A 23,315-nucleotide genomic window follows, 5' to 3' on the forward strand; every position below is an offset into this window, starting at 1 on the left:
ACATTTGGACGCAGGAACGCCGCCGGAACCTATTGCTCCAGCGTTGTCAGAATGCGGCTGTCCAGAGACAGAATTTGCGTTTCAACATTGCGGTCCTGCTCGCGCAGAGCCTCGGCATAACCTGCAGCGGATTCCGCCGTTGGGCGTATGGTGCTGAACAGCTGGTTGTCAGTGTGCAGAACGATCACCTTGCTTTTCCCCAGCGCGGTGTCATCGACCTGAAAGGCGATGCCGCCATTGTCTTGGCTTTCATCAATCGAATAGGCCACGCGGACGGAAATCGGTCCGGACTCTCCGTCGCGTAGAGAGGCGATATCGTTGTCTTGGCGGGTGACGTTGGGCAGCAAGTGGAACACATTGCCTGACACATCCAAGACTGAGACGGACAGGTACCCGTCCTGAACATCATCGGGCAGGTCGACATCAATGACCGGGTTTTGCCCGACAATGAAGTCGCCGGTCGGATTGGGGGCGTTGCCTTGTTCTCCGTTGAAGAACGCGATGGAGATATCGCTGGTAGGTGCCGAGGGCAGGAAGTTCTCGATCAAACACAAGGTCGGGTTCAGCAGCGTGACCTGTTCAAGATCGATAGGGCGTGAACCAGCGAGGGCTGTCAGCGCGGTGTCCAACCCAACCAAACTGTCCCTTGAGGCCAACGTTCCGCCAACCTTGATCGGTGTTTCGGGGCCGTAGCCCGTGCTCGGTGCGTCGATCAGTTTCAACGCGCCGCAATCGGCCAGACCGGACAGGATGGGTCGGACCTCATCTGCGGACAGGAACAGCGACTCCAACTCGATATCTGCGGTGCCTTGTAGCCCGGCGGGCAGACCGGCGGAGTAGAGCTGCTCTAGCTCGGCATGCAGGGCCTGATCGGTGGTTTGTCCGGTCAACCGAGCCTCATTGCCTTCGACCACGAAACGCCACTCGTCCAGATCCATGGCGGCGTCGATGACGCCAGTCACCGCTGTTCCCCAGGTGTCGGAAATGTCGCCCGAGGCCAATGTGAGATCAACATCTCCCCCTTCGGATGTGATCTCGCCGGTCATGGCGTCCCGCACGGTCTCGGACGGAACAAAGCCTACAGCACGAGGGGCCTGACCGGGTCGTTTATCAGCCACCAGAGTATAGGGTGAGACGGTCGGATATTGCGGTGCAAGGAAGCTGTCAAACAGTCCGGCGAAATAGCCACCGGCACCAATGCCAACAACCGCAAGCGCGCCGACTGCAGCCACCACGCCTCCACGCGAGGACTTGGCAGGCTCAGCCTTGGCAGGAGTTGCTTTGGGTTTCGGGTCCGGCTGCGTAACCGGGGCGACGGATGGCGCAGCAGTAGGGGCCGCGCGCGGGGCGATCACGGTCGCATCGTCCAGATCGTCTTGAGGCGCGGCCGATCCGTTCCGGGCCGCCGCAAGTGCGCGCAGGACATCTCCGGCGCTCTGGTACCGATCATCCGGGTTCGGGGCCGTCATTTTGTCGAGGATCGACTTCAGCGGTTCCGGTACGTCCTGAGTATTCAGCGGCTCTTTCTTGTTTTCGACGACTTCCAGCAAGTTGCGACCGGCGTCGGCTTTTTGCCCCCGGAAATTGGCCAGCAACAAGGCGCCCAGAGAATAGATATCGGTGCGCTGGTCGGTTTTGCCGGAAAGCTGCTCGGGCGCGGCGTAGGCGTATTTCCCGGCAAACTCACCGCCCACAATAGTTTCGGCCCCGGGGTTTGTGTCCTTGGCGATGCCGAAATCAATGATCACGGCCTGCGCCGGATCGCCATCGCGCAGAATGATATTGTCGGGGCTCAGATCGCGGTGCACGATATTGCGGGCATGGGCGGCCTCAAGCCCCTCGCAGACCCGTTTACAAACGGTCAGCACATCGCTTGCCGACATGGGGCCAGCCTTGAGTTTCTGGTCCAGACCCGGCCCGTCGACATAGTCCATCACCAGATAGACATGCCCGTCGGCGGTTCGGTTGTTTTCAGAATAGCGGACAACCGCGTCGTGGCGGATGTCGCGGATTTCTTCCTCGCGGGTCAGCAGGACCAGATAGTCATCATTGCTGGAAAACTCCGCTTTCAGAACCTTCAAAGCGGCAAGCCGCCCCGAAATCTCGGAGCGGGCTCGATAGACGTCAGAAGTACCGCCCCGCCCAAGTATCGCTTCGATCCGATAAGTATTGTTCACCAGATCGCCCGGCTGAAACAGGTCGCCTGCGCGGGAGTCCGTCATGCTGTCCTCGGTTTAGTTAGAGTGGTGGTGTAGTCAGCCGAGGGCCTGGAATTCAACGCGACGGTTTTCGTCGGCGCGCGGATTGTCCTTGTTCAGAGGTTCAGCCTCGCCCACGCCCAGCACCTCAAGCCGCTGTTCCGAGATGCCGCAATCGCCGACGAGGAAGCGCTTGACCTCTTTGGCGCGCAGCAGCGACAGGTTCTGGTTGTATTCGGCAGAACCTGCACTGTCGGTATGGCCGATGATCTGGAAAACGTTCACATCCACGTTCTTCATCGCCTGACACAGCGACGAAAGCTTGGGCTTTTCATCCTCACGCAGCGCGGCAGAGGCGAAATCGAAACGGATCTGGATATTGACCTGATCCTCGCTTGCGACCGGCTGGTATTCCGTCGGTGCAGCGGCGACGGTGGTTTCAGCTTCGGCCTCAGCCGTTTCGCCGGAATTCGACGGCACGATGACAAGGCCGCGCGTCTTTTGCTTGTTGAACGCGTCGGTGATTTCGTCTGCCGTCAACTCGCCTGACTGCGCCAAAGCGAACTGAGCGGTACACAGGACGGCAAATGCCGAGGCCCCGATGAACTTCCATGATGCAAATGCGGACATAACCCTAACCTTTCCGTGTTTGAGGGGAAGACTAGCCCCCCACCCGACGACCGACAATGAAGAATGTCACACAAGCGCTGGACATTTTTAGGTCAATAGCGTGACATCATGCGCCCAGCCTTTTAAGTTTATCTTATAAGGTGGCAGAATACAGGAAACATCAGGCAAATGCGCATCGTTCCGGCGATCATTCTGGGAGTGGCCATCATACTGGCTCCGATCATCTGGTACGTCTTTCCTTTGGTCGTCCCACTTGACGAGAATTTCGAAGGTCCCGCCATCGATTCAGGCGCCCGGATCGAGATCGAGATGCTCAGCCAACAGCTGGATGATATGCGCGAACAGGTTGAACGACTTTCGCTTGAGGTGTCGCGCACCCAAAATGGTGCCGGGATCGTGCCGCAAGACAACTCGGCGGCGGATGACTATGGGTTTGACCGCTCGTCGCCTAATGAGATCATTGACGCTTATGCGCAGGTCGTCCTGATCGCCAACCGCAACAAGGTGAACCGAGAGCTGGACTTGGCCGGCTCGTCCTTCTTGCGCGAAACTTTCGGCCTGCCGCGCGAGGATCTGACGGATGAATGCCAGTCGATGACCAACCCACGCCTTGAGGAGCTTCTGGTGTTGGAAGAGGTCGGGCCGGTTCGGGTGCGGATGTTGAAACCTGCGGTTGATTCCTTGCGGGCTGTATTCGAGAATATCCAACGCACCGATCCCGATCTTTATGCGCGTATCAACACGGCCGGTTCTTTGTGTGTGCGCCGTATTCGCGGGGCGACGTCTTCGGCTTCGGCCCATGCTTACGGTCTTGCGGTCGATCTGAATATCGACGGTGTTCTGGATACGCTGGGCGACGGAAAAACTCAGTTGGGTCTGACCATTCTGGCCGATTTCTTCCGCGAGGAAGGCTGGGTCTGGGGTGCTGCCTGGGGCCGTGAGGACTCGATGCATTTCGAGGTCAGCCGTAACAAGATCGAAGAGTGGCTTGAGGCCGGGATGCTCTGACTGCGCTTCTCTTGCGGTTTGTGAAGTCTGTCACAGACGCTTTGGGGTGCAAAGTAAATAAAGCGTTATCTATTCCAAAGGGGGCTGCGGAATGTTGAGAACGACCTTGCCATGGTCCCTTCGATGGGATTTCGTTGATACGTTTCTGGCTCATTGGTTCGGGCCGGTACGGGTAAGGGGTGTTCATCTGACATGACGCGGATCTGTCGTTTTCTGGTTTTGGCTTCCTGCGTCGTGATCGCGTCGACTGTATTTTCCACGGTGGCGCAGGCGCAAAGCGCGTCGAACCTTGCTCCGTCCACCTTTCAGCCTCAGAACCAACGCAGCACCGGACCTGTGACCGTAGCGCGCGATCCGGGCTCGCCGGTGCCCGAAGGCGCAGACAGGCTGTTTGTGACTGTTGGTCAGGTGCGGATCGAAGATGGTCTGCCCCAGATGGAAGCGGCCAATGCGGCCTTCATTGAGCGACTGACCGGTAAGCGCGTGGCTGTTTCCGAGATTTTTGCGGCCACCAATAGATTGGAAAGCGCCTATACCAACGCTGGTTTTGTTCTTAGCCGGGTGGTCCTGCCGCAGCAGACCCTGCGCGATGGGGGCACGTTACGCATCGTCGTGATCGATGGGTTCATCGAACGCATTGATGCCGAGAAAGTGCCTCAGCAGGCGCGTGAGCGGGTGGTGATGATCACCAAACCTCTGATCGGCAAACGGGGCGTCAAGCTCCAACAGATCGAGCGCGCGCTTTTGCTGGCCGGGGATACGTTTGGCGTGCGATTGGCCTCGACCCTGTCGGCGGGCGATGCGCGGGGCGGTACCATTCTGACGCTGGATGGAGAGTTCAAAGAGATCACCGGCTCTTACGGTTTCGACAATACACTTTCGGATGAGCTTGGCCCGGGCAACCTGAACCTGGGCCTTGAGGTCAACGGCGCGCTGGAGATGGGCGAGACCTTCTATTTCCGCGTCGGCGGTTCACCCAAACGGTTCTTCTCAAGCGATGCGCAGTACCGGATTGCGGCAGCGGGGACTGTTTTTCCGATCGGTTACGATGGGATGACGTTCAACGCCGAATACACCCTGAGTGAGGCCCAGCCGGATGCAGAGCTGGTGCCAAATACCAGCAAATTCGAACGCTTTTCGCTGCGGCTTTACTATCCTTGGGTGCGCACGCGGCGTTACAATCTGTCGTCGCAACTGATCCTGGACCGGATCAGCGACTCGCAGGATCTGATTGCTAGCTCAGGGTCGCTTCCGATCTACGACGATGATCTCAGTGTCTTGCGGGCAACGCTGGATGCAAGCTGGACCTATGACAACGGCTCGTTTCTTTCTGCCGGGGCTGTTCTGTCGCGCGGGCTGGATGCATTCGGTGCCAGCGCCTCGGTCGGGGCGGGGGATACACCCTTGTCACGGCAAGGCGCCAGCGCGCAATTCACCAAGCTTGTACTGTCGGCGCAGTACCAGCGCCCGTTGAATGCCAATTGGTCCGTGAACTTGAATGGCCGGATTCAATCCAGCTTCGGCGATCCGCTGGTCACGTCGGAACAGTTCAGTGTTGCCAGCTCCAGCGAGCTATCGACCTTTGACGCGGGCGACTTGCGCGGAGATGACGGCTGGGTCGCCCGGGCCGAGCTTGGCCGGTCACAGCAGACGCAAGTTGCCGGCTTTCCGATCCTGTTCAAACCCTATGTTTTTGGGGCTTATGGCGTGTTAGGTTTGGAACAACCCACTGTTCTGGAACAAGGCACAACCCGGGCATATGCCTACGGTCTGGGCTTTGATGTGTTTACGATTGAGGACTCGACCTATCGGTCCGGGTCAGTACGAGTGGAATATGGGAGGGGGGAACGTGATGACCTCGGTGAAGATGGAAACCGGTTTAGCATCACTGCCAGCCGCCGCTTCTGACGGTAGCGCAGCCATGACAGTCTCACGCCGCATTTTGCTGTCGGCCTCGGCCGTGCTATGGGGCACGACCGCACTAGCGCAATCCCTGCCGACCGGAGGAACGGTGGCTGCGGGTGATGTTGCGATCAGCCAACCCAGCGCCAATCAGTTGAACATCACGCAGGGGTCGAATGCGGCCATCGTGAATTGGAACGGATTTTCGATTGGCTCCGGCTCGACCGTGAATATCAATCAACCAGGCGCGCAAAGCGTGATCCTGAACCGGGTTACCGGGAATACAACCAGTCAGATCCACGGTCAGCTGAACGCCAACGGGCAGGTGCATCTGGTCAACCCGAACGGCATTTTCATCGGCCCGAATGGCCATGTGAACACTGGGGGCTTTGTGGCCTCGACCCTGAACATCTCGGACGATGATTTTCTGAACGGCCGCTATCACTACAACGGCAACGGGGCCTCAGCCGGGGTCGAGAATGCGGGTAGGATTCAGGTTGTTCCAGGCGGTTACGCAGCCTTGATCGGCGGCAAAGTGTCGAACTCGGGTGTGATCCGGGTGCCAATGGGCAAGGTGGGACTTGGCGCGGGTGAGCAAGTGACGCTGGACGTATCCGGCGACGGTTTTCTGCAGGTCGCCGTGCCTTCAAACAGTGATGACGCCGCGATGGAGGCTTTGGTCACCAATTCGGGCCGCATCGAGGCGGATGGCGGTGTCGTTCACCTCAAGGCCGCCAGCGCCCGCGATGCAGCGCGCCGGGTCGTGAACATGTCTGGCGTGATCGAGGCGCGCTCGGTCGGTGGCGTGTCCGGAGCAGTTGTTCTGGGCGGCAGCGGCGGGGCCGTACAGGTGACGGGCCGCATCGATACCTCGGCACGGGTGACACTGGTCGAGGCCTCTCCGCGCCCGGTGGCCCGCGATCAGAACGGTGGGTCGATCACGATTACCGGTGAAGCAATCGAACTGGCCGGTGCGGCCCTGAGCGCAGACGGCGCGGGCACAGGACAGGGCGGAGAGATCCGCGTTGGCGGTGACCTGCAAGGGGGCGGCGATCTGCAACGGGCCAGCACCACGCTGGTCGACAGCGCAACGGTAATCAGCGCCAATGGCGGAGATCAGGGTAATGGCGGCCTGATCATCGTCTGGTCGGACGACTATACATCTTTCTCGGGCTTCAACTCGGCCCGTGGGGGCGATCTGGCCGGTGATGGTGGTTTCGTCGAAGTATCGGGCAAACTGGCGCTCAACTATGAGGGTCTGACCGATACGCGGGCACCGTTTGGTGCATATGGCACGCTGCTGCTGGACCCCACGAATATTACGGTTTCTGACACGGCAACGGGTCCTGGTTCAGTCACGCCTGGTACAATTGAAACGAACCTTGGCTTCGGCAACGTCACTCTGACGACTGCGGGAAGTGGCACTCTTCAGCCGGATGGAGACCCTATCGACCTTGGTGGTGATGACTCACAGGTTGGCACGATCACTGTCGACGATCCGATCACGTGGGGCAACGACTCTCGGCTAACGCTGCTTGCCAATGATTCGATCACAATCAACGCTGCGATCACCGCGACAAGCGGCGAGTTGGAACTGAACGCCGCCACAACGATTGGTACCGGCGCAGGTGGTACAATAAACGTCGATACCTTTACGCTTACGAATGGTGCCTGGTCACAGGTAAGTTCCACGCTCCCGAGTTTCTCGGCTGGAACGCTTGATATTGCGTCCGGCGCAACATTCACCCGTGCGCTCGGTGGCACTGGCGCCGCCGGGTCGCCATACCTCCTGACGGATGTGTTTGGCCTTCAAGGTATTTCGGACGGCAACAACTACGCCCTGGCTAATTCTATCAGTGCCGCGCCACTCAGTTCGTTCGATCCAATCGACTTTGCGGGTGGTACACTTGAAGGCAACGGCTTTTCGATCAACGGCCTCACCATTTCGACCAGTTCGTTCGGTGGCCTGTTCAACAATCTTGATGGCAACGTTCAAAACCTGCGCATCAATGGGGCCAGCGTTTCCTCTGGAGGCGGTGGTATCTTAGCGGGCACAAACGGCGGCACAATTTCCGGCGTTTCGGTATCCGGTAGCTTTAGCAGTAGTGACGAACAGGCTGGAGGTCTTGTTGGTTTCAACGATGGCACAATCATCGACAGTTTCTCGACAGCCAGTGTGACCGTCGCCACGACCGAGGCCAACCTAGTAGTCGCGGGCGGTTTGGTCGGCGAAAACAACGGAACCATCACTCGGTCTCACGCTACAGGAACCGTCAGTGGTTCTACGGCGGGTGATTTTTCCGTTGGTGGCCTGGTGGGTGACAACAACGGCCTTGTTCAGGATTCTTATGCAACTGGAAGTGTTTCAGGCACCAACCAGAGTTCAGCGCCCGGAGACTCGGCAAGTCTGGGTGGGCTCGTAGGCTTCAACAATGGCGGCACAGTTGCCCGCAGCTATTCAACTGGCGGAGCGAGTTTTTCCGGCCCCAACACACCCACAATCGGTGGGTTAGTTGGTTCAAACTCTGGATCTGTTTCTGGTTCCTTCTGGAATACCGATACCTCCGGTCTGGCCACTAGCGCCGGGGGAACAGCACTCACCACAGCACAGCTTCAGGATACGGTTGGGTTCTTTAACCTTGCGTCTGCTCAAGGGTGGGACTTTACCAATACGTGGGCGCCCGGAGCGAGCGGGTCAGAAGGCGGAACAAACCCGTTGCACTACACGACCTCACCGGTCCTGTTCGTGGTGCCTGACACGCTTCTCATCCCCGAAGGAGAGGCTGAAACGACGACAGGAACGGGTACAATTTCTGGTGGCCCGTCTGTCTTTCGGTTCGGGCCGTCGGGTGACTCGCTGGATACGTCGCCGATCTTTGAGACTTTGACGTTTGCCAGCACCGAAAATGGGACCACGACTTATACCGTGGATACAAGTTCCCTCCTGAGTATCTCGGAGGTGTTCTATACCGTTTCCGCGCTGCCTGGCACGGCAATCATCGGGAACACTGTCATTCCGACCCCGCCGACCCCAACCATTGAAATCACCCCGACCGTGGATACAACCATCACCGGCGGCGGAGGTGGCGGCGGTGGCACTACGACCACAACGACAACCGAAGCAGAAGCGGCGCTAGGCACGGTCGAGAATGCGTCGCAGGACTTTGACGAGGTAATCTCTTCCTGTGCGGAACAGGGCAACAATGTCAGCGCCTATCTGGCCTGTATTGCCGATGCGATGGACGAATACGCCTCGGACCTCGATGCGATCGTTCAGGGTTTGCCGCCGGGTCTGGAATCCGTTGGCGATATCATCCGAGGTGCTAGTGCTGGTATTCGCGCAGCGGGCGAGGATGCGAACCGTCGTCTGGCACTTGCCACCACCGCTGAGGAGCGGGAGACGATCCGCCGCGAGGCAGTGCAGGAAGCCCGCCGTCAAATCCGTCAGGCGCAGCGCGAAATCCGCAAGGCGATCACATTGATACGAGCAACCGACCCCGAGCTTGTCAGTATCCAGAACCAGCAGGTAGATACAATCGTGGCAGCGGTTGGTCAGGCCGAGATTGGCCTGTCGCGCGCCATCGGTCTTTAACCCCATGGAGGCTCTGCGCCCATGTTCCTGATCCGTCTTTGCGCGGCCATGCTTTTGACCCTGTTCAGCGCTGTTGCGGCGCTAGCAGACAAACGTGTGGCGCTAATCATCGGGAACTCGGATTACCAGACCGTCGGGGCGCTCGACAATCCGATCAACGATGCCTCGGATCTGGCCATCGCGCTTGAGGGGCTGGGGTTCGACGTGTTCCTGGGTACAGATCTGACTCGGGATGAGATGCTGTCTTTGGCCGAATCCTATGGCGCGACGGCTGCGGATTCCGATGTCTCTTTGCTGTTTTACGCCGGGCACGGCTTTCAGGTAGACGGGCGTAACTATCTGGTTCCGGTCGATGCCAACCTGACCAGTGCCGCGGATATCCCGGAGCAGACCGTGGCGATGGAGGAGTTCGTTTCTCGGATGGAACGTTCCGACGGTATTCGTCTGGTGTTTCTGGACGCCTGCCGCGACAACCCTTTCGAAGACGGGGTGCTGAGCGTTGACGAAGGGTTGGCCCGCGTCGGCAGCGCGGCGGATTTTCTGTTCGCCTACGCCACGCAGCCGGACAACGTGGCCTTCGATGGCACCGGGCGGAACAGTTTTTTCACCGAAGCGCTGCTGAGCCATATTTACACGCCCGGTCAGGATATCTCGGACCTGCTGATCTCGGTCCGCAAGGATGTTCTGGCGTCGACCGGGGGGCGGCAGATCCCGTGGGACAACTCTTCGCTGACGCGGCAGTTCCGGTTTGACAACAGCCCGGTGACAGCTTCTGAGGAGACCTTACTGTGGCAGGTTGCGGCCAATGCGCAGGATGCCTCACTGATGCAGCTCTATATCGACCGCTACCCACAGGGCGCGCATGCCACTGAGGTTTTTGCGTTTCTGGATGAGGCCGGGCAGGGCGGCACCCAGACCCGCGCGCTGAGCGTCGAAGACCAGGACGAACAGGCCGAACGTCTTTGGAAACTGGCTCAACGCAGCCGGATGCGGCCTCTGCTGGAATTCTATCTTGAACAATACCCCGATGGCAGCCACGCCGCGCAAGCGCAGCGGCTGATCGCCTCGATCCCACGACCCGAGGACAGCACACCTGGCGGCATTTGCGAACGCCTCGCGACCCATCCCCGCGACCGCACGGCCAGCATCACGGGCGTTCCTTTCAGCCGGTTGCAGGAAAATGCGCTGACGGCCATTCAGGCGTGCAGCGCGGCGGCAGCCCAGTCACCGGATCTGTCGCACTACGTGGCGCTGCTGGCACGGGCGACGATTGCTGCGGGGGATGTGGAGCGTGCCGTGACCCTCTACAAACAGGCTGCTGCCGAAGGGGATTTGCGGGCGATGGTGTCCTTGGCGCAACTGCATGAAAGCGGCACTGGCGTCCCTCAGGATATGGGAACAGCGCTGGACCTCTACGAGCGCGCGGCGGCAGGGGGCAGCGCAGATGCCATGATCAACCTCGCCGTTACCCTGTTTGAAGGTCAGATCGTTCCCAAAGACGACGCGCGCGCCGTCGCGCTTCTGCAGCAGGCCGCCGAGGGTGGGTCGGCCAAGGCGACGTTCAATCTTGGGGTGCTGGCACAAGATGGTGCCGCTGGCGAGCCCGAGCAAGCATTGGGCTACTTCCAGAAAGCTGCGCGTGATGGTGAGTATCAGGGCTATCTGGCAGCAGCGATCCTTCTGGACGAAGGGCGCGGCGTGCCTCGTGATCCGTTGGAGGCCGCGCGGATGCTTCTGCGCGGAGCCGCTGAGGATAACGGAGCGATCCTGGATCAGCTATCCCTCGCCTCAGACCAATGGTCGCGCGACACCCTGATGGAGGTTCAACGGCTGCTGCAAAAGGCGGGCTATTACAACAGCGCGATCGACGGCGTGCCGGGGCCGAATTTCATATCGGCCCTGCGGCAATGGCGTAGTGGTGGGTTCGATCCGATTATTCTGGCTGAGAACTGAGCCTAGTTTACGGGCACAAACTCAATCCTCCGATTGCGGCGTTTGCCGTCTGCGGTGTCATTCGACACAACCGGGCGGCTTTCGCCATAACCAACCGTCAGCAGACGTTCCGGCGCGATCCCCTGATCGACTAGATAGGTATTGACCGCCTGCGCTCGACGTTCGCTGAGAACACGGTTAGCCTCATCCGAGCCATCGCTATCCGTGTGCCCGCCGATCTCGATCTTCAGGTCCGGGCAACGGTCGACAATGTCATGCAGATTGCTCAGCAGCGGAATCGAGTCATTGGTCAGCCGCGCACTGCCCGAGTTAAAGTAGATATTGCCGGTGCGCGACAGGATCTCCATCCGCCCTTCACAGGCCTCGCGATCCAGATCACCCTTGGTCTCCAGCGCGGTAGCCCCCGGCGTGGCCGAGGCAACCTCGAGCTGAGGTGGCGTGCCGGGTTGAGCGCGGTCGAATACGAACCCGAAGCTGACAAAGCCGAAGGGCAGAATATCAACACCGGCGGCTTCTTCGAGCTTGCCTCGTCCTTCCTCAAGGTTGAAGTCGGGCAGGGCAATCGCAATCGGCGTCGTATTGGCCACAGCCACGCGGTCATTGTCGACCAGAGTGATGGCCACCTGCGCCACGCTGTCTTTTTTCACCCCATGCAGGGATAGGCTATAGGGCAGGTCGATGATCTTGTGCCGGGTCTGGTGCAGATCCACCAGTTGTTCGGGCGGCAATTGGGCGGTGATCACAGCCTCGGGGAAGTTGAAGGTTTCAAAAAACAGGAACCGCATGCGCACATTGCGCAGGTCAATCTTGGTATCAACGCTGTCCATCTGAACCCGAATATCGGCACCGCCTTCAGGGCTGATCACGCCCGTGAGGGTTGCAAAGCCGCTGTTTTCGGCAATCGAGTTCTTTTTGACCGACAAAAATTGCAACTCCGAGGCATCGGCGTCCAATTTCCACCCATGTTCGAACGGATCGGCGCTTTGACCCCACGCCGTGTTTGCAAATACCAGTGCCGTCATCGCAAAAGCATTTCGCACCAAGTTTAAACGCGGCATGTGTGAACCTCTTCCTAGTCTTGATACTATAATTGGGATATTTCAGGCCACGGCCATAAGAAAGCCAAAAAACAATATCAGAGTACTTCCGGGCTGAGTGGTGCCCAAGGGGTCACGGACCATGAGACCAGAAAAAGGCAAAGAACCAAAGGTGCAACGCGTACTTAGAACCCTGTTTGCGATGATCGCTATGCTCTGGACCGGTTCGGCTTGGGCCGAGCCGCGAATCGCGCTGGTGGTTGGAAATTCCGACTATGGTTCGGTCTCGGCCCTAGACAATCCAATCAACGATGCGCGGCTGATGGCGGAAAAGCTCACTGCGCTCGGGTTCGAGGTGCGTCACCTGTCCGACAGCACCCAGATCGAAATGAAGCGCGCCATTGCCCAGTTCGGACGCGATCTGCGCAAGGGCGGCGAAACCGCCGTGGGCCTGTTTTACTACGCGGGTCACGGGGTTCAGTCTTTCGGTTCGAACTACTTGCTGCCCGTGGACGTGTCGCTGTCTGATCCGGCCGATCTGGATCTGATGGCGGTTGAGGCACGTTCGGTCCTGCATCAGATGGCCTCGGCCAACAACAAGACGAATATCGTCATTCTGGACGCTTGCCGGAACAATCCGTTCGAGGATCTGGCAGATATGGATGACAACGGTCTGGCCGAGATGAAAGCCCCGACCGGCACTTTTCTCGCCTATGCCACCGATCCCGGCGGCGTTGCGCTGGATGGCGAAACCGGCAACAGCCCATTCACGCTGAGCCTTGCGCAGCATATCGACACGCCCGGCATGGCGATCGAGCAATTGTTCAAGAAGGTGCGCGTTGATGTTCTCAGCGAAACGCGTGGGTTGCAAACGCCTTGGGATACCTCGTCCCTGACGCAGGATTTCGCCTTTGCGCGCGCGAACGAAACCCTGATCGCGAAACCGGAACAAACCGAAGAAGAACAGTGGCAGGAGGCTGTGAACAGCCGCGACCCGGTGAAGATCATGCTGTTTCAGCGGGCCTATCCAGACAGTGTTCATGCATCGCAGGCCAATGATCTGCTGCAGACGATTTTGGCCGAGTCCTTTGGAACTCTGCCCACGCCAACGCCATCGCAAGAGGCCCCGGAAGCGACCGAGACGGACCGTCTGATGTATGAACTGGCGCAGGTCGACGATTCGATCCATTCTTATGAGGTTTACCTGCACAGCTTTCCCAGTGGCGCATTCGCCGATCAGGCGGTCGAGCGTCTGGCGGCCCTGCAGTTGGAAAGCGAGACCGTGACTCGCAAAGCCGAAGCCAATGTCGAGACACCCGAGGCGCAGAATTCGGGCAGCATCGACGCCGGAGCAGCGGTTACCATGAAATCCATCCTGACGTTCGGCAACACTCATGTCCGGGGCAAGTCGATCGAGGAACTGGTCGCAGGCTCGCCTCAGTTCCCGCCGATTGATGGGCTGCCGGATGAGTTATGGAAAGATCAGAACTGTTCGAGTTGCCACCAGTGGACGCATGAGGCTCTGTGCGATCAGGCTCAGACCTATGTCAAACGTCCAGCGGCAGGCAACGTGGCCAAGCAGCACCCGTTCGGCGGTGGTTTGAAGGTCAACCTACGCCGTTGGGCGATGGGCGGCTGTCAGGGATAAGTCTGCCCTAACGTTTAGATCAGCGATCGGGCTTGGATGCCCGGTCTTTTGAGCAGAATTTCCAATGCAAGTTGGGAAAGCTGGTGATCCAAATGGAAAACCCCTTGTGAGTGGTCGGAAATAGCCGAAGAATGCGGGTATGAAGCCCAAACCTGTCACATCCGACCCTGATGATGAGGCCGAGGATCTCGGGCCGCGCAGCATCTATGATGGCGACCCGGAGGATGAGGATGATCTGTGGTTTCTCCCGCCAGAGGAAGACGCGCCACAGGATGATTTCCTGACCCCTGGCCCTCGGGCAGATCAACGGCAGCTGTTCGATCCAAGAGAGTGGCAGGCCACGCAATCCGGGTTGTCGTCTGAGCTTGCCGATCTGGCCGTCACCTTTGGCGCGCTGGATGAGCGACTGCGGGCGGGGCCCGAAGGGTGGACCCACCGTCTGGCCTTGATGGATGTATCCGATCTGGGTTGGTGGACGGGTGACCGGATCAGTGTCGAACGCTTGGCGCTTTGGACAAGTCTGCGGATCGGCGCGACCGGTGATGATGTGCAGTCCCTCTATCGGGCAGGGTGGGCGGTGCGTCGCCTATCATCCGGCGCGGCCCCTTCACATGGCGGGTGGGAGGCCGGGTTGACCGCCTTTCTGGACCGGATGGCACAAGGGATCGAAGAGGTGCCGGAGGCCATTGCAGACCTCTCGGACGTGATGCGCAGTGTCGAGGAGCTGCACCCCGTCACGCAAGCCGCGATTGCCTTTCATGCATGGCGTGCTGTCTCTCAAGGCCCCGGTCAGGATACGGAAGCGGCTGTCATTGCCGCGCGGCATGCGGCTTCGATGGGGCGGGGCGGGGCGCTTTTCATGCCGTTAGCCCTGTCCGGGCCGGGCGCGCTGCGTGGTGTTGGGACACCCCAGGAAAAACTGTCTGCCTGGATTCGGGGGGCCGGACAGGCTGCGCTCGCGGCTTTATTGCATCTGGACCGGATCAATGCGTGGGAGGCGCGGGCGAAGGAGGCAACAACCGACCTCAGCGGTCGAACGCCGCCTTTGCTGATTGACGCTCTGCGGGCCTGGCCCATGGTATCCGCCCCGCTTGCCGAAGAACTGACCCAGGCCTCGCGCGCTGCAGTACAGCGCAACATCGATCGCTTTACCCGCCGCGGTTTGGTCCGCGAAGTCACCGGTCAGGGGCGTTACCGCGTTTGGACGGCGGCGCTGTAGTCCAGCAGCCAGTCGCGAAACAGGCGGGCCGGCCGGCGCAAATCTGTACGAGAGGGATAGATCAGGTGATAGGCCTCTTGCCCGCTGACCTGCAGGTCGGGTAGGCAAGGCACCAGTCCTGAGCCCTCCATAATACGGTCGGATGCGGGCGCGCGGGCCAGTGCGACCCCAAGCCCGCTGGCGGACAGCTCGGCCGCCATGATCGAGTTGTCAGCAAAGAAGAACCGGGCCTGCCCTGCCGGCAGACGCAGCGCTTCGAACCAATAGAGCCAGCTGGCACGGTGGGTTGATACTTCGATCAGGGTGAATTGCAGTAGGTCCTGCGGGGTACGGATCCGTGCAGCAACCTCAGGCGGAGCGACGGGAAACAGAACCTCGTGCAACAGTTCATCTCCTTCAGTGCCAAACAGCGCGGGATTGCCAAACACGATCTGTAGATCTGTGAACTGATTGATGAAATCCGAATTCGCATTGCCGGTGGTCAGCGAAAGACTGATCTGAGGCTGCGCGGTCTGAAACGCGGGGAGGCCTTTAGCTAAAACACCATGGGCAAACAACAAAACCGACTGAACGTATAGCCTCTGTTCCCGCGTCTCACCGAACAACCCGGTGGTGGCTGTTTCCAGCATCAGCAGCGATTGCTGGACTGAGGGCAGATAGGCACGTCCTGCTTCCGTCAGCGTGACTGCATGGGCATGGCGGTGAAACAGAGGCGTGCCCAGCCGGGTCTCAAGCGCCTTTACCTGTTGGCTGACGGCGGCTGGCGACATGTTCAGCTGCGATGCTGCGCGGGAAAAGCTTTCCGTGCGTGCGGCTGCTTCGAACACGCGTAGCCAGTTGAGGGATGGGATGCGAGGCAACATGTAGCGCAGGCTAAGCTAGACTTATCCTGACAGGCAAGAGGTTTGGTTTTGACCCGTGTCCGCTCGCGGATACCCTTTGCGCACACGGCAAATAGGTGACCCAATGGCGACGACGTTAACGCAGCAACAATCCGACCAGTATTGGGAGGATGGCTATCTTTTTCCCCTCTCCGTCTTTTCTGAATCCGAGGCCGCCGGTTTCCGGGCCGAGCTGGAACAGATTGAGAGCAACTGGCTGGATGCGGATCTGCCCTTGCCTTTGAACACCTATAAGCGGGTCAATGCACATCTGGTCATGCCACTGGCGGCGCGGATCGCGCAGGATCCTCGCGTTCTGGATGTGGTCGAGGGCGTTCTGGGTCCTGATATCATGATCTGGTCGGCCGAGTTTTTCATCAAGGAGGCCAACACAGTGCAAACGGTTGGTATGCATCAGGACCTCACCTATTGGGGCATGGGGGAAACACCGGATCAGGTCACGGCCTGGATTGCTCTGTCCCCCGCGACAGAGCGCAGCGGGTGTATGGATTTCGTGCGCGCCAGCCACAAGAACCCGATCTTGCCGCATAACGATACATATTCTGAAACGAACCTGTTGTCCCGCGGGCAAGAGGTGGCCGTCGAAGTTGCCGAGACGGACAAGACCCATATAGAACTCGCGCCAGGTCAGATGTCGCTGCATCACGGGCTGACGATCCACGGTTCGGGGCCGAACCAGTCCGAGGACCGGCGGATCGGGTTGGCTATCCGCTATCTCAGTCCCGGAGCAGAACAGCTGGTGGCGGACCGGGACTATGCGCTGCTGGCGAGAGGCTCGGACAAACACAGCAATTTCGTGCCGGTTCAAGCACCTACAGAATTGTTTTCATCCGATGCATTAGCAACGTATGAGCAAGTGCGGCGGGATCAGAGCAAAGCACTGGCCGAAGGGGCAGACGCGTCGGTTCCGCTCTATGCAGGTTGAGGTGGGCGGTTAACGCCCGACCCCCACATAGGTTTCAAAACCCGCTTTTTCGACACTGTCCTGAGAATAGACGTTGCGCAGATCCACCATGCGCGGCGTCTTCATCGCTCCACCAAGTTCGCTTAGGTTCAAGGCACGGAACTCGTTCCATTCGGTCAGAAGAACAACGACGTCCGCATCCTTGGCCGCCGCGTATGGGTCGTCACACCAATCCACGCCGGGCAGCAGCGCCTCGCCCTCAGCACGGCCTTGCGGGTCGACCACGCGTACTTTGGCCCCACCGCCGATCAGGGCCGGAATGATGGTCAGGGACGGGGCGTCGCGCATATCGTCGGTGTTGGGTTTGAAAGTCACCCCCAGCACCGTCACGGTCTTGCGGTTGAAACTGTCGTCGCAAGCGTCGCGGATCTTGTCGATCATTCGCTTTTTTACACCGTCATTAACGCGGATCACGGTCTCGGTGATCTGCATTGGATGCGCGTGTTCCTGCCCGATCCGGGCCAGCGCTGCTGTGTCCTTCGGAAAGCACGAACCGCCATAGCCGGGGCCGGCATGCAGGAATTTGTTTCCGATCCGACCATCCAACCCGATCCCGCGCGAAACCTCCTTGACGTCGGCGCCCACTTTCTCGCAGAGGCCGGCAATCTCGTTGATGAAGGTGATCTTGGTCGCGAGGAACGCGTTGGCGGCGTATTTGATCATCTCGGCGCTTTCCAGATCGGTGGTCAGGATCGGAAAGTCTCGCAGATAAAGCGGGCGGTAGATCTCGGCCATCACCTCGGCAGCGCGGTCGTTTTCCACGCCGACCACAACCCGGTCAGGGCGCATGAAATCGTCGATCGCGGCCCCTTCACGCAGGAATTCCGGGTTCGAGGCCACATCGAACTGCGCATTCGGATTCGCGGCAGTGACGACCTGCTGCACCTTGCGGTTGGTGCCGACGGGCACCGTAGATTTTGTCACGATCACCGCATAGTCGGTCAGCGCATTGGCGATCTCTTCGGCTGCAGCCATCACATAGGTCAGATCCGCGTGCCCGTCCCCGCGTCGCGTCGGTGTGCCGACGGCGATGAAAACCGCATCCGCTCCGTCTACGGCGTCTTGCAAGTTCGTCGTAAAGCTCAGCCGCCCGGCGGCCACATTCTTGGCCATGAGGGTATCCAGCCCCGGCTCATAAATTGGAACTTCACCGGTTTGCAGTAACTGGATTTTATGCTCGGACTTGTCGACGCAGATCACATCATGGCCGAAATCCGAAAAACACACTCCTGACACCAAACCCACATAGCCGGTGCCGATCATCGCAATACGCAAGCTCGAATTCCTTTTTTGTCTCGGCCGAAATGCGCCTGCACAATCAAAGAAATCGTGGTCAGGTGCAATGCCAGATTGTCGCCTTGGGTTGCATTCCATACGCTCTTGCTGTTTTTGAGACGTCAAACAGACGCATTTGTGGAAACGAGACACAGTTATGACCAAAACGGCATTGATCACCGGCATTACCGGTCAGGACGGATCGTATCTGGCCGAGTTTCTGTTGGAAAAAGGCTATGAGGTGCATGGAATCAAGCGGCGTGCCTCGTCGTTCAACACGCAGCGGATCGACCATATCTATCAAGACCCGCACGAGCCGAACCCCAAGCTGCATCTGCACTATGGCGATCTGAGCGACACGTCCAACCTGACGCGTATTGTCCAGCAGGTTCAGCCTGATGAGGTCTATAACCTCGGGGCCCAATCGCATGTGGCGGTCAGCTTCGAATCCCCCGAATACACGGCGGATGTGGATGCGATTGGGACGCTGCGCCTGCTCGAGGCGATCCGGTTTCTGGGGCTGGAGGAGAAGTGCCGCTTCTATCAGGCCTCCACGTCCGAGCTTTATGGGCTGGTGCAGGAAACGCCCCAGCGTGAGACCACGCCGTTCCACCCGCGCTCGCCCTATGCTGTGGCCAAGCTCTATTCCTATTGGATCACCGTCAACTATCGTGAGGCCTATGGGATGTATGCCTGCAACGGCATCCTGTTCAACCACGAAAGCCCGCGCCGGGGTGAGACCTTCGTGACCCGTAAGATCACACGCGGTCTGGCGAATATCGCTCAGGGCCTCGAAGACTGCCTGCATATGGGCAATATCGACAGCCTGCGGGACTGGGGACATGCAAAGGATTATGTCCGCATGCAGTGGCTGATGCTGCAGCAGGACGCGCCCGAGGACTTCGTGATTGCGACTGGGGTGCAATACTCCGTGCGCCAGTTCATCGAATGGTCCGCCGCCGAACTGGGCGTGACGCTGGAATTCACCGGCGAAGGCGTAGATGAGATTGCAACCGTCAAGGCGGTCGAAGGCGACAGTGCTCCGGCGCTGAAGCCCGGGGATGTGGTGATGCGGATCAACCCCCGCTACTTCCGTCCGGCTGAGGTGGAAACCCTGCTGGGTGATCCGTCCAAAGCCAAGCAGAAACTGGACTGGGTGCCCGAGTTGACGGTACAGGACATGTGCGCTGAGATGGTGCGCGAGGATCTCAAAACAGCGCAGCGCCATGCATTGCTCAAGCAACACGGCTATGAGATGCCCGTGAGCTTGGAAAACGGCTGAGGAACCAATCATGCGTAAAATCTACGTAGCAGGGCATAGCGGTATGGTTGGCGGCGGTATTCTGCGCAAATTGCAGGACCGGAAGGCGGCTGGAGAAGCCCTGAACCTGATTACCCGCACGCATTCCGAACTGGACTTGACCGATCAAGCTGCGGTGCGCGCCTTCATGCAGGCCGAGAAGCCCGATATGGTTGTACTGGCTGCGGCCAAGGTCGGTGGCATCAATGCCAACAATACCTACCCTGCTGATTTCATTTACAAAAACCTGATGATCGAATGCAACGTGATCCATCAGGCGTTTGAGGCCGGAGTCAAACACCTGCTCCAGCTTGGCAGCTCGTGTATCTACCCGCGCGCGGCGCAACAACCGATGCGTGAAGACGCCCTGCTGACGGGCATTCTGGAACCCACCAACGAACCTTACGCGGTGGCCAAGATCGCCGGGATCAAGCTGTGCGAAAGCTACAACCGACAGCATGGGGTGGACTATCGCTCGGTCATGCCGACCAATCTCTATGGGCCGGGCGACAATTTCCACCCCGAAAACAGCCATGTGCTGCCCGCCCTGATCCGCCGTTTCCACGAAGCGCAGAGGGACGGAGTAGATGAGGTTGTGATCTGGGGTACCGGCAAACCCCGCCGTGAATTCCTGCACGTGGATGACATGGCCGAGGCGTCTCTATTCGTGCTGGACCTTCCGCGTGACGTCTACGAGGCGAACACGCAGCCGATGCTCAGCCATATCAACGTCGGGTGCGGGTCTGACATCTCGATTGCCGAGCTTGCGGCACTGGTTGCGCAGGTCACGGGCTTCAAGGGGCGGATCACGCAGGATACCTCAAAACCCGACGGGACCCTGCGCAAGTTGATGGATGTGTCACGTCTGGCGGATATGGGATGGACGGCTTCGATCGAGCTTGAGGACGGTATTCGCGAAACCTACGCCTGGTTTCTTGAACAGTCTGAGGGCGATCTTCGCGCGAAATAGAGGCCCGAACCCCAAGGTCCGGGCCAATTACCTCAGAACCAACGCCCAATCGCGGTCAGAGACGGAGCGCGGGCTGTTGCATCTGATGTCGTAGAAAGAACCTTGCAAACGACCTGGCTGGTCGAAGGTTCATCGGCCCCGACGAACCGTCCCGCGCTGCCTCCGCTGCCGCTGACAGATGGGGGCGCTGCAAAAGCGACCGGGAAAGTCCACGTCTCGGTATTGCTGGCAAACAGCGCGCCGTCACCGTTGGTGCAACCTGTGGCGGTCAGGGTTGCGGTACAAATCTGAGTGCCATCGGCGAAACGGACATAGTCGCCCGTTGCGGTGCTGCCGCGCTCGATCACTGCACCTGTCGGAGCGCCTGCGTTTTCAGTCACCGACCCCAGCAGATTGCCGGGCCCGTACCCATAGTCAACCCGCATCAAGCGCCCGACCGTGGTATCCGTAGGGCTGTTCTGAACGGCGCCGCCGCTGGCAATCCCCGTGGCGGGATCAAGGCGCAGAGCATCTGTCCAACTGCCACCGTCCGGTGACACTTTGATCGAGAACCCGGTGCTACCCGACAGCCCCATCTCGGCATGACCCGTCCAGTTGGATTGAAACAGCAAGGATGCTGTCTCGCCAGAGCCGGATTTGTTGATCTTTAGCTGGTGGCCTCCGCCCTCATGGCTCAGCAGCGTTGCGGGGCCACGAACGGATAGGCGGTTGGTGCTGTCATAGCCTGTCGCCACACCCACACCGGGCAAGTTAGACGTCTCGACCGGAGGGTTAACCCACCCGCTGCCATCCCACAGTTTCATATGTCCGTCGGCTTGATCCCAGGCGCGCCAGCCTGTCTGCGGGGTCAGGAAATGCCAAGCAGTATCAATCCAGGCAGCCAATTCACCCGCATGACCGTCCCAATCTCCGGTCGGGTTCGCGCCCAGCCCATGAATCTCACCCTGTTCCGGGGCGGCGGGTGGATTTGTGCTGCTGGTCGACACAACGCTCAGCTGAACCACGAGGTCCAACTGGCGCAGGGCCTCGTTATGGGTGACATGTTTCTGAGCCTGAGACGGCTGCAGAAACGGCAGGTTCAATCGGGGTGAGGTTTGAGACACGGGCGTCCTCCTGTGGCTGTCGGTCCGACATTTCATTGCGCGCCACCCTGCCGTATGACGCGTGAATTTTGTCTGACCGAAGCGAACGCACGGAGGTGTTTCTGTTTACCTTTTCACCTGAATCTCGTGCAAGAAACTGAATTCAAACAGTTTAACTGCGTGAATATATGTCCTCATAGCGGATGATGTCATCCTCACCCAGATACGTGCCTGTCTGGACCTCGATCAGCACCATGGGCACCTTGCCGGGGTTTTCCATCCGATGGACCGCACCCAAAGGAATGTAGACAGACTGATTTTCAGAAACCAGACGCTCTTCCTCGTCGATTGTGACCTTGGCAGTGCCTTCCACCACGATCCAGTGCTCCGACCGGTGGTGATGCGACTGCAGGCTAAGCGCCGCGCCGGGGTGGACGTGGATGCGCTTGACCTGAAACCGGTCGCCGATCACGAGGCTTTCGAACCAGCCCCAAGGGCGATGGTCCACGGGCAGGGATTCGGCTTGTTTCGCACCTTTGGCCTTCAGCGCGGTCACGGCCTTTTTGACATCCTGCGCCTTGTCCATGCTTGCGACCAGAACTGCGTCGGGCATGGCGACGGCGATCACGTCTTGCAGACCCAGCGCAACAACTTCCTGCGCCGGAGATTCCGAGCGGACCAGCACGTTTTGACAGTCAATCGCCGTGACCTCACCCGAGGTAGCGACGCCATCTGCGTCGGGATGGGTCAACTCTTGCACCGCGGACCAACTGCCAACATCCGACCACCCGGCCGCATAGGGCACGACGCTCAGGTTGTCCGCTTTCTCCATCACGGCATAGTCGATCGAGATATCTTCGACCTGAGACCATGCCTCGGCATCCAGTCTGAGGAAACCAAGGTCACTTTTGGCGTTTTCGACAGCGTTTTTGACAGGGCTCATCAGGGCAGGAGCGTGCTGTTCGAATGCTGCGATGATGTCGCGAACGGCAAACAGAAAGATGCCCGAGTTCCACAGATAGCTGCCATCGGCCAGCATGGATTGGGCAGTTTCGAGATCGGGCTTTTCAACGAACCGATCCAGAGGGACCGCGCGGGTTTCGGGCGTTTGGCTCAGTTTCAGGTAGCCATAGCCGGTTTCCGGCTGATCCGGAGTGATGCCGAAGGTCAGCAGATCACCACGCTCGGCAATCGCGCGTAAACCTTCGATGACTGCGTCGTGAAAGGCGCTGGAATCGGGGACGACGTGGTCAGAGGGGGCCACCAACATAACCGCATCCGGGTCGATTTCATTCAGGAACAAGGCTGCGGCCAGAACGGCGGGCGCGGTGTTGCGTCCTTCGGGTTCGATCAGAACCGGGCCAGGGTCTATGCCGATCTCGGTCAATTGCTCTGGCACAACGAAGCGAAACGCCTCATTCGTGAGGATGACAGGTTTGGCGTAAGGCGCAGCTTCAGGCCCACGCATTCTGAGGGCGCAATCCTGCAATAGGCTGTTTTCGCCCAGTAAGGGTACAAACTGCTTGGGATAGCTTTTCCGGGAGAGCGGCCACAAACGGGTTCCAGACCCCCCGCATAGAATTACTGGATATACGGTTGTCATGATCGCGCAGCGTCTTTCATTTGTGTGTCTTA

The 23,315-nt window shown here is 59.2% G+C and carries 16 protein-coding genes; 9 read left to right on the forward strand and 7 right to left on the reverse strand.

Going from position 1 to position 23,315, the window contains the following annotated elements:
• Nucleotides 1–29 precede the first annotated feature (29 nt).
• Together ACR0IP_RS13065 and ACR0IP_RS13070 are read right to left on the reverse strand one after the other, a co-directional pair.
• Nucleotides 30–2,222: a serine/threonine protein kinase gene (locus tag ACR0IP_RS13065; protein ID WP_170689102.1), complete on the reverse strand. Its 2,193-nt coding sequence runs from the start codon at nt 2,220–2,222 to the stop codon at nt 30–32.
• 33 nt (nt 2,223–2,255) lie between these two features.
• Nucleotides 2,256–2,828: an OmpA family protein gene (locus tag ACR0IP_RS13070; protein WP_170549474.1), complete on the reverse strand. Its 573-nt coding sequence runs from the start codon at nt 2,826–2,828 to the stop codon at nt 2,256–2,258.
• A 168-nt stretch (nt 2,829–2,996) separates the two neighbouring features.
• Here ACR0IP_RS13070 and ACR0IP_RS13075 point away from each other — a divergent pair, with 168 nt between their 5' ends.
• The 4 genes from ACR0IP_RS13075 (at nt 2,997) to ACR0IP_RS13090 (ending at nt 11,283) form a co-directional block, all read left to right on the forward strand.
• Nucleotides 2,997–3,836, forward strand: a complete 840-nt coding sequence (locus ACR0IP_RS13075) for a M15 family metallopeptidase (protein ID WP_170675837.1) — start codon at nt 2,997–2,999, stop codon at nt 3,834–3,836.
• 192 nt (nt 3,837–4,028) lie between these two features.
• Nucleotides 4,029–5,744, forward strand: coding sequence for a ShlB/FhaC/HecB family hemolysin secretion/activation protein (locus ACR0IP_RS13080; RefSeq protein WP_480525980.1), 1,716 nt, complete (start codon nt 4,029–4,031; stop codon nt 5,742–5,744).
• Complete coding sequence (locus ACR0IP_RS13085) at nt 5,689–9,330, forward strand: two-partner secretion domain-containing protein (protein ID WP_480525981.1); 3,642 nt, start codon at nt 5,689–5,691, stop codon at nt 9,328–9,330. Before ACR0IP_RS13080 ends, ACR0IP_RS13085 begins: the two co-directional genes overlap by 56 nt.
• Before the next feature lie 21 nt (nt 9,331–9,351).
• Nucleotides 9,352–11,283 carry a caspase family protein gene (locus ACR0IP_RS13090; protein WP_480525983.1) on the forward strand — a complete coding sequence of 644 codons (1,932 nt, stop codon included), beginning with the start codon at nt 9,352–9,354 and terminating at the stop codon, nt 11,281–11,283.
• Nucleotides 11,284–11,285: 2 nt separating this feature from the next.
• On the opposite strand, the gene ACR0IP_RS13095 is transcribed toward ACR0IP_RS13090, so the two are convergent.
• Nucleotides 11,286–12,341, reverse strand: coding sequence for an OmpA family protein (locus ACR0IP_RS13095; RefSeq protein WP_170378365.1), 1,056 nt, complete (start codon nt 12,339–12,341; stop codon nt 11,286–11,288).
• A gap of 151 nt (nt 12,342–12,492) precedes the next feature.
• Between ACR0IP_RS13095 and ACR0IP_RS13100 the strand changes: the two genes are divergently transcribed.
• Nucleotides 12,493–13,968 carry a caspase family protein gene (locus ACR0IP_RS13100; RefSeq protein ID WP_480525985.1) on the forward strand — a complete coding sequence of 492 codons (1,476 nt, stop codon included), beginning with the start codon at nt 12,493–12,495 and terminating at the stop codon, nt 13,966–13,968.
• 139 nt (nt 13,969–14,107) lie between these two features.
• The gene (locus ACR0IP_RS13105; protein WP_480525987.1) at nt 14,108–15,187 is read left to right on the forward strand and encodes a helix-turn-helix domain-containing protein; all 1,080 of its coding nucleotides are present in this window, start codon (nt 14,108–14,110) and stop codon (nt 15,185–15,187) included.
• Here ACR0IP_RS13105 and ACR0IP_RS13110 read toward each other — a convergent pair.
• Nucleotides 15,160–16,050, reverse strand: a complete 891-nt coding sequence (locus ACR0IP_RS13110) for a LysR family transcriptional regulator (RefSeq protein ID WP_480525988.1) — start codon at nt 16,048–16,050, stop codon at nt 15,160–15,162. The genes ACR0IP_RS13105 and ACR0IP_RS13110 overlap by 28 nt on opposite strands.
• 103 nt (nt 16,051–16,153) lie before the next feature.
• On the opposite strand from ACR0IP_RS13110, the gene ACR0IP_RS13115 reads away from it, so the two are divergent.
• A complete protein-coding gene (locus ACR0IP_RS13115) occupies nt 16,154–17,014 on the forward strand; it encodes a phytanoyl-CoA dioxygenase family protein (RefSeq protein WP_480525990.1) in 861 nt (286 codons plus the stop codon).
• Nucleotides 17,015–17,023: 9 nt separating this feature from the next.
• Here ACR0IP_RS13115 and ACR0IP_RS13120 read toward each other — a convergent pair whose 3' ends face one another.
• Nucleotides 17,024–18,328 carry a UDP-glucose dehydrogenase family protein gene (locus ACR0IP_RS13120; protein ID WP_170378353.1) on the reverse strand — a complete coding sequence of 435 codons (1,305 nt, stop codon included), beginning with the start codon at nt 18,326–18,328 and terminating at the stop codon, nt 17,024–17,026.
• Nucleotides 18,329–18,485: 157 nt separating this feature from the next.
• Between ACR0IP_RS13120 and gmd the strand changes: the two genes are divergently transcribed.
• Nucleotides 18,486–19,610: a GDP-mannose 4,6-dehydratase gene (gene gmd, locus ACR0IP_RS13125; protein ID WP_480525992.1), complete on the forward strand. Its 1,125-nt coding sequence runs from the start codon at nt 18,486–18,488 to the stop codon at nt 19,608–19,610.
• A 10-nt stretch (nt 19,611–19,620) separates the two neighbouring features.
• On the forward strand, nt 19,621–20,598 hold the full coding sequence (gene fcl / locus ACR0IP_RS13130; protein ID WP_480525994.1) for a GDP-L-fucose synthase: 978 nt from the start codon (nt 19,621–19,623) through the stop codon (nt 20,596–20,598).
• Nucleotides 20,599–20,630: 32 nt separating this feature from the next.
• Here the strand turns inward: fcl and ACR0IP_RS13135 are convergent, their stop codons facing one another.
• The gene (locus ACR0IP_RS13135) at nt 20,631–21,701 is read right to left on the reverse strand and encodes a DUF2793 domain-containing protein (protein ID WP_480525996.1); all 1,071 of its coding nucleotides are present in this window, start codon (nt 21,699–21,701) and stop codon (nt 20,631–20,633) included.
• Nucleotides 21,702–21,852: 151 nt separating this feature from the next.
• Nucleotides 21,853–23,283 (reverse strand): mannose-1-phosphate guanylyltransferase/mannose-6-phosphate isomerase, encoded by a 1,431-nt coding sequence (locus tag ACR0IP_RS13140; protein ID WP_480525998.1) that lies wholly within the window; start codon nt 23,281–23,283, stop codon nt 21,853–21,855.
• Between the last annotated feature and the right edge of the window lie 32 nt (nt 23,284–23,315).

The organism is Ruegeria sp. AL11, assembly GCF_056540865.1.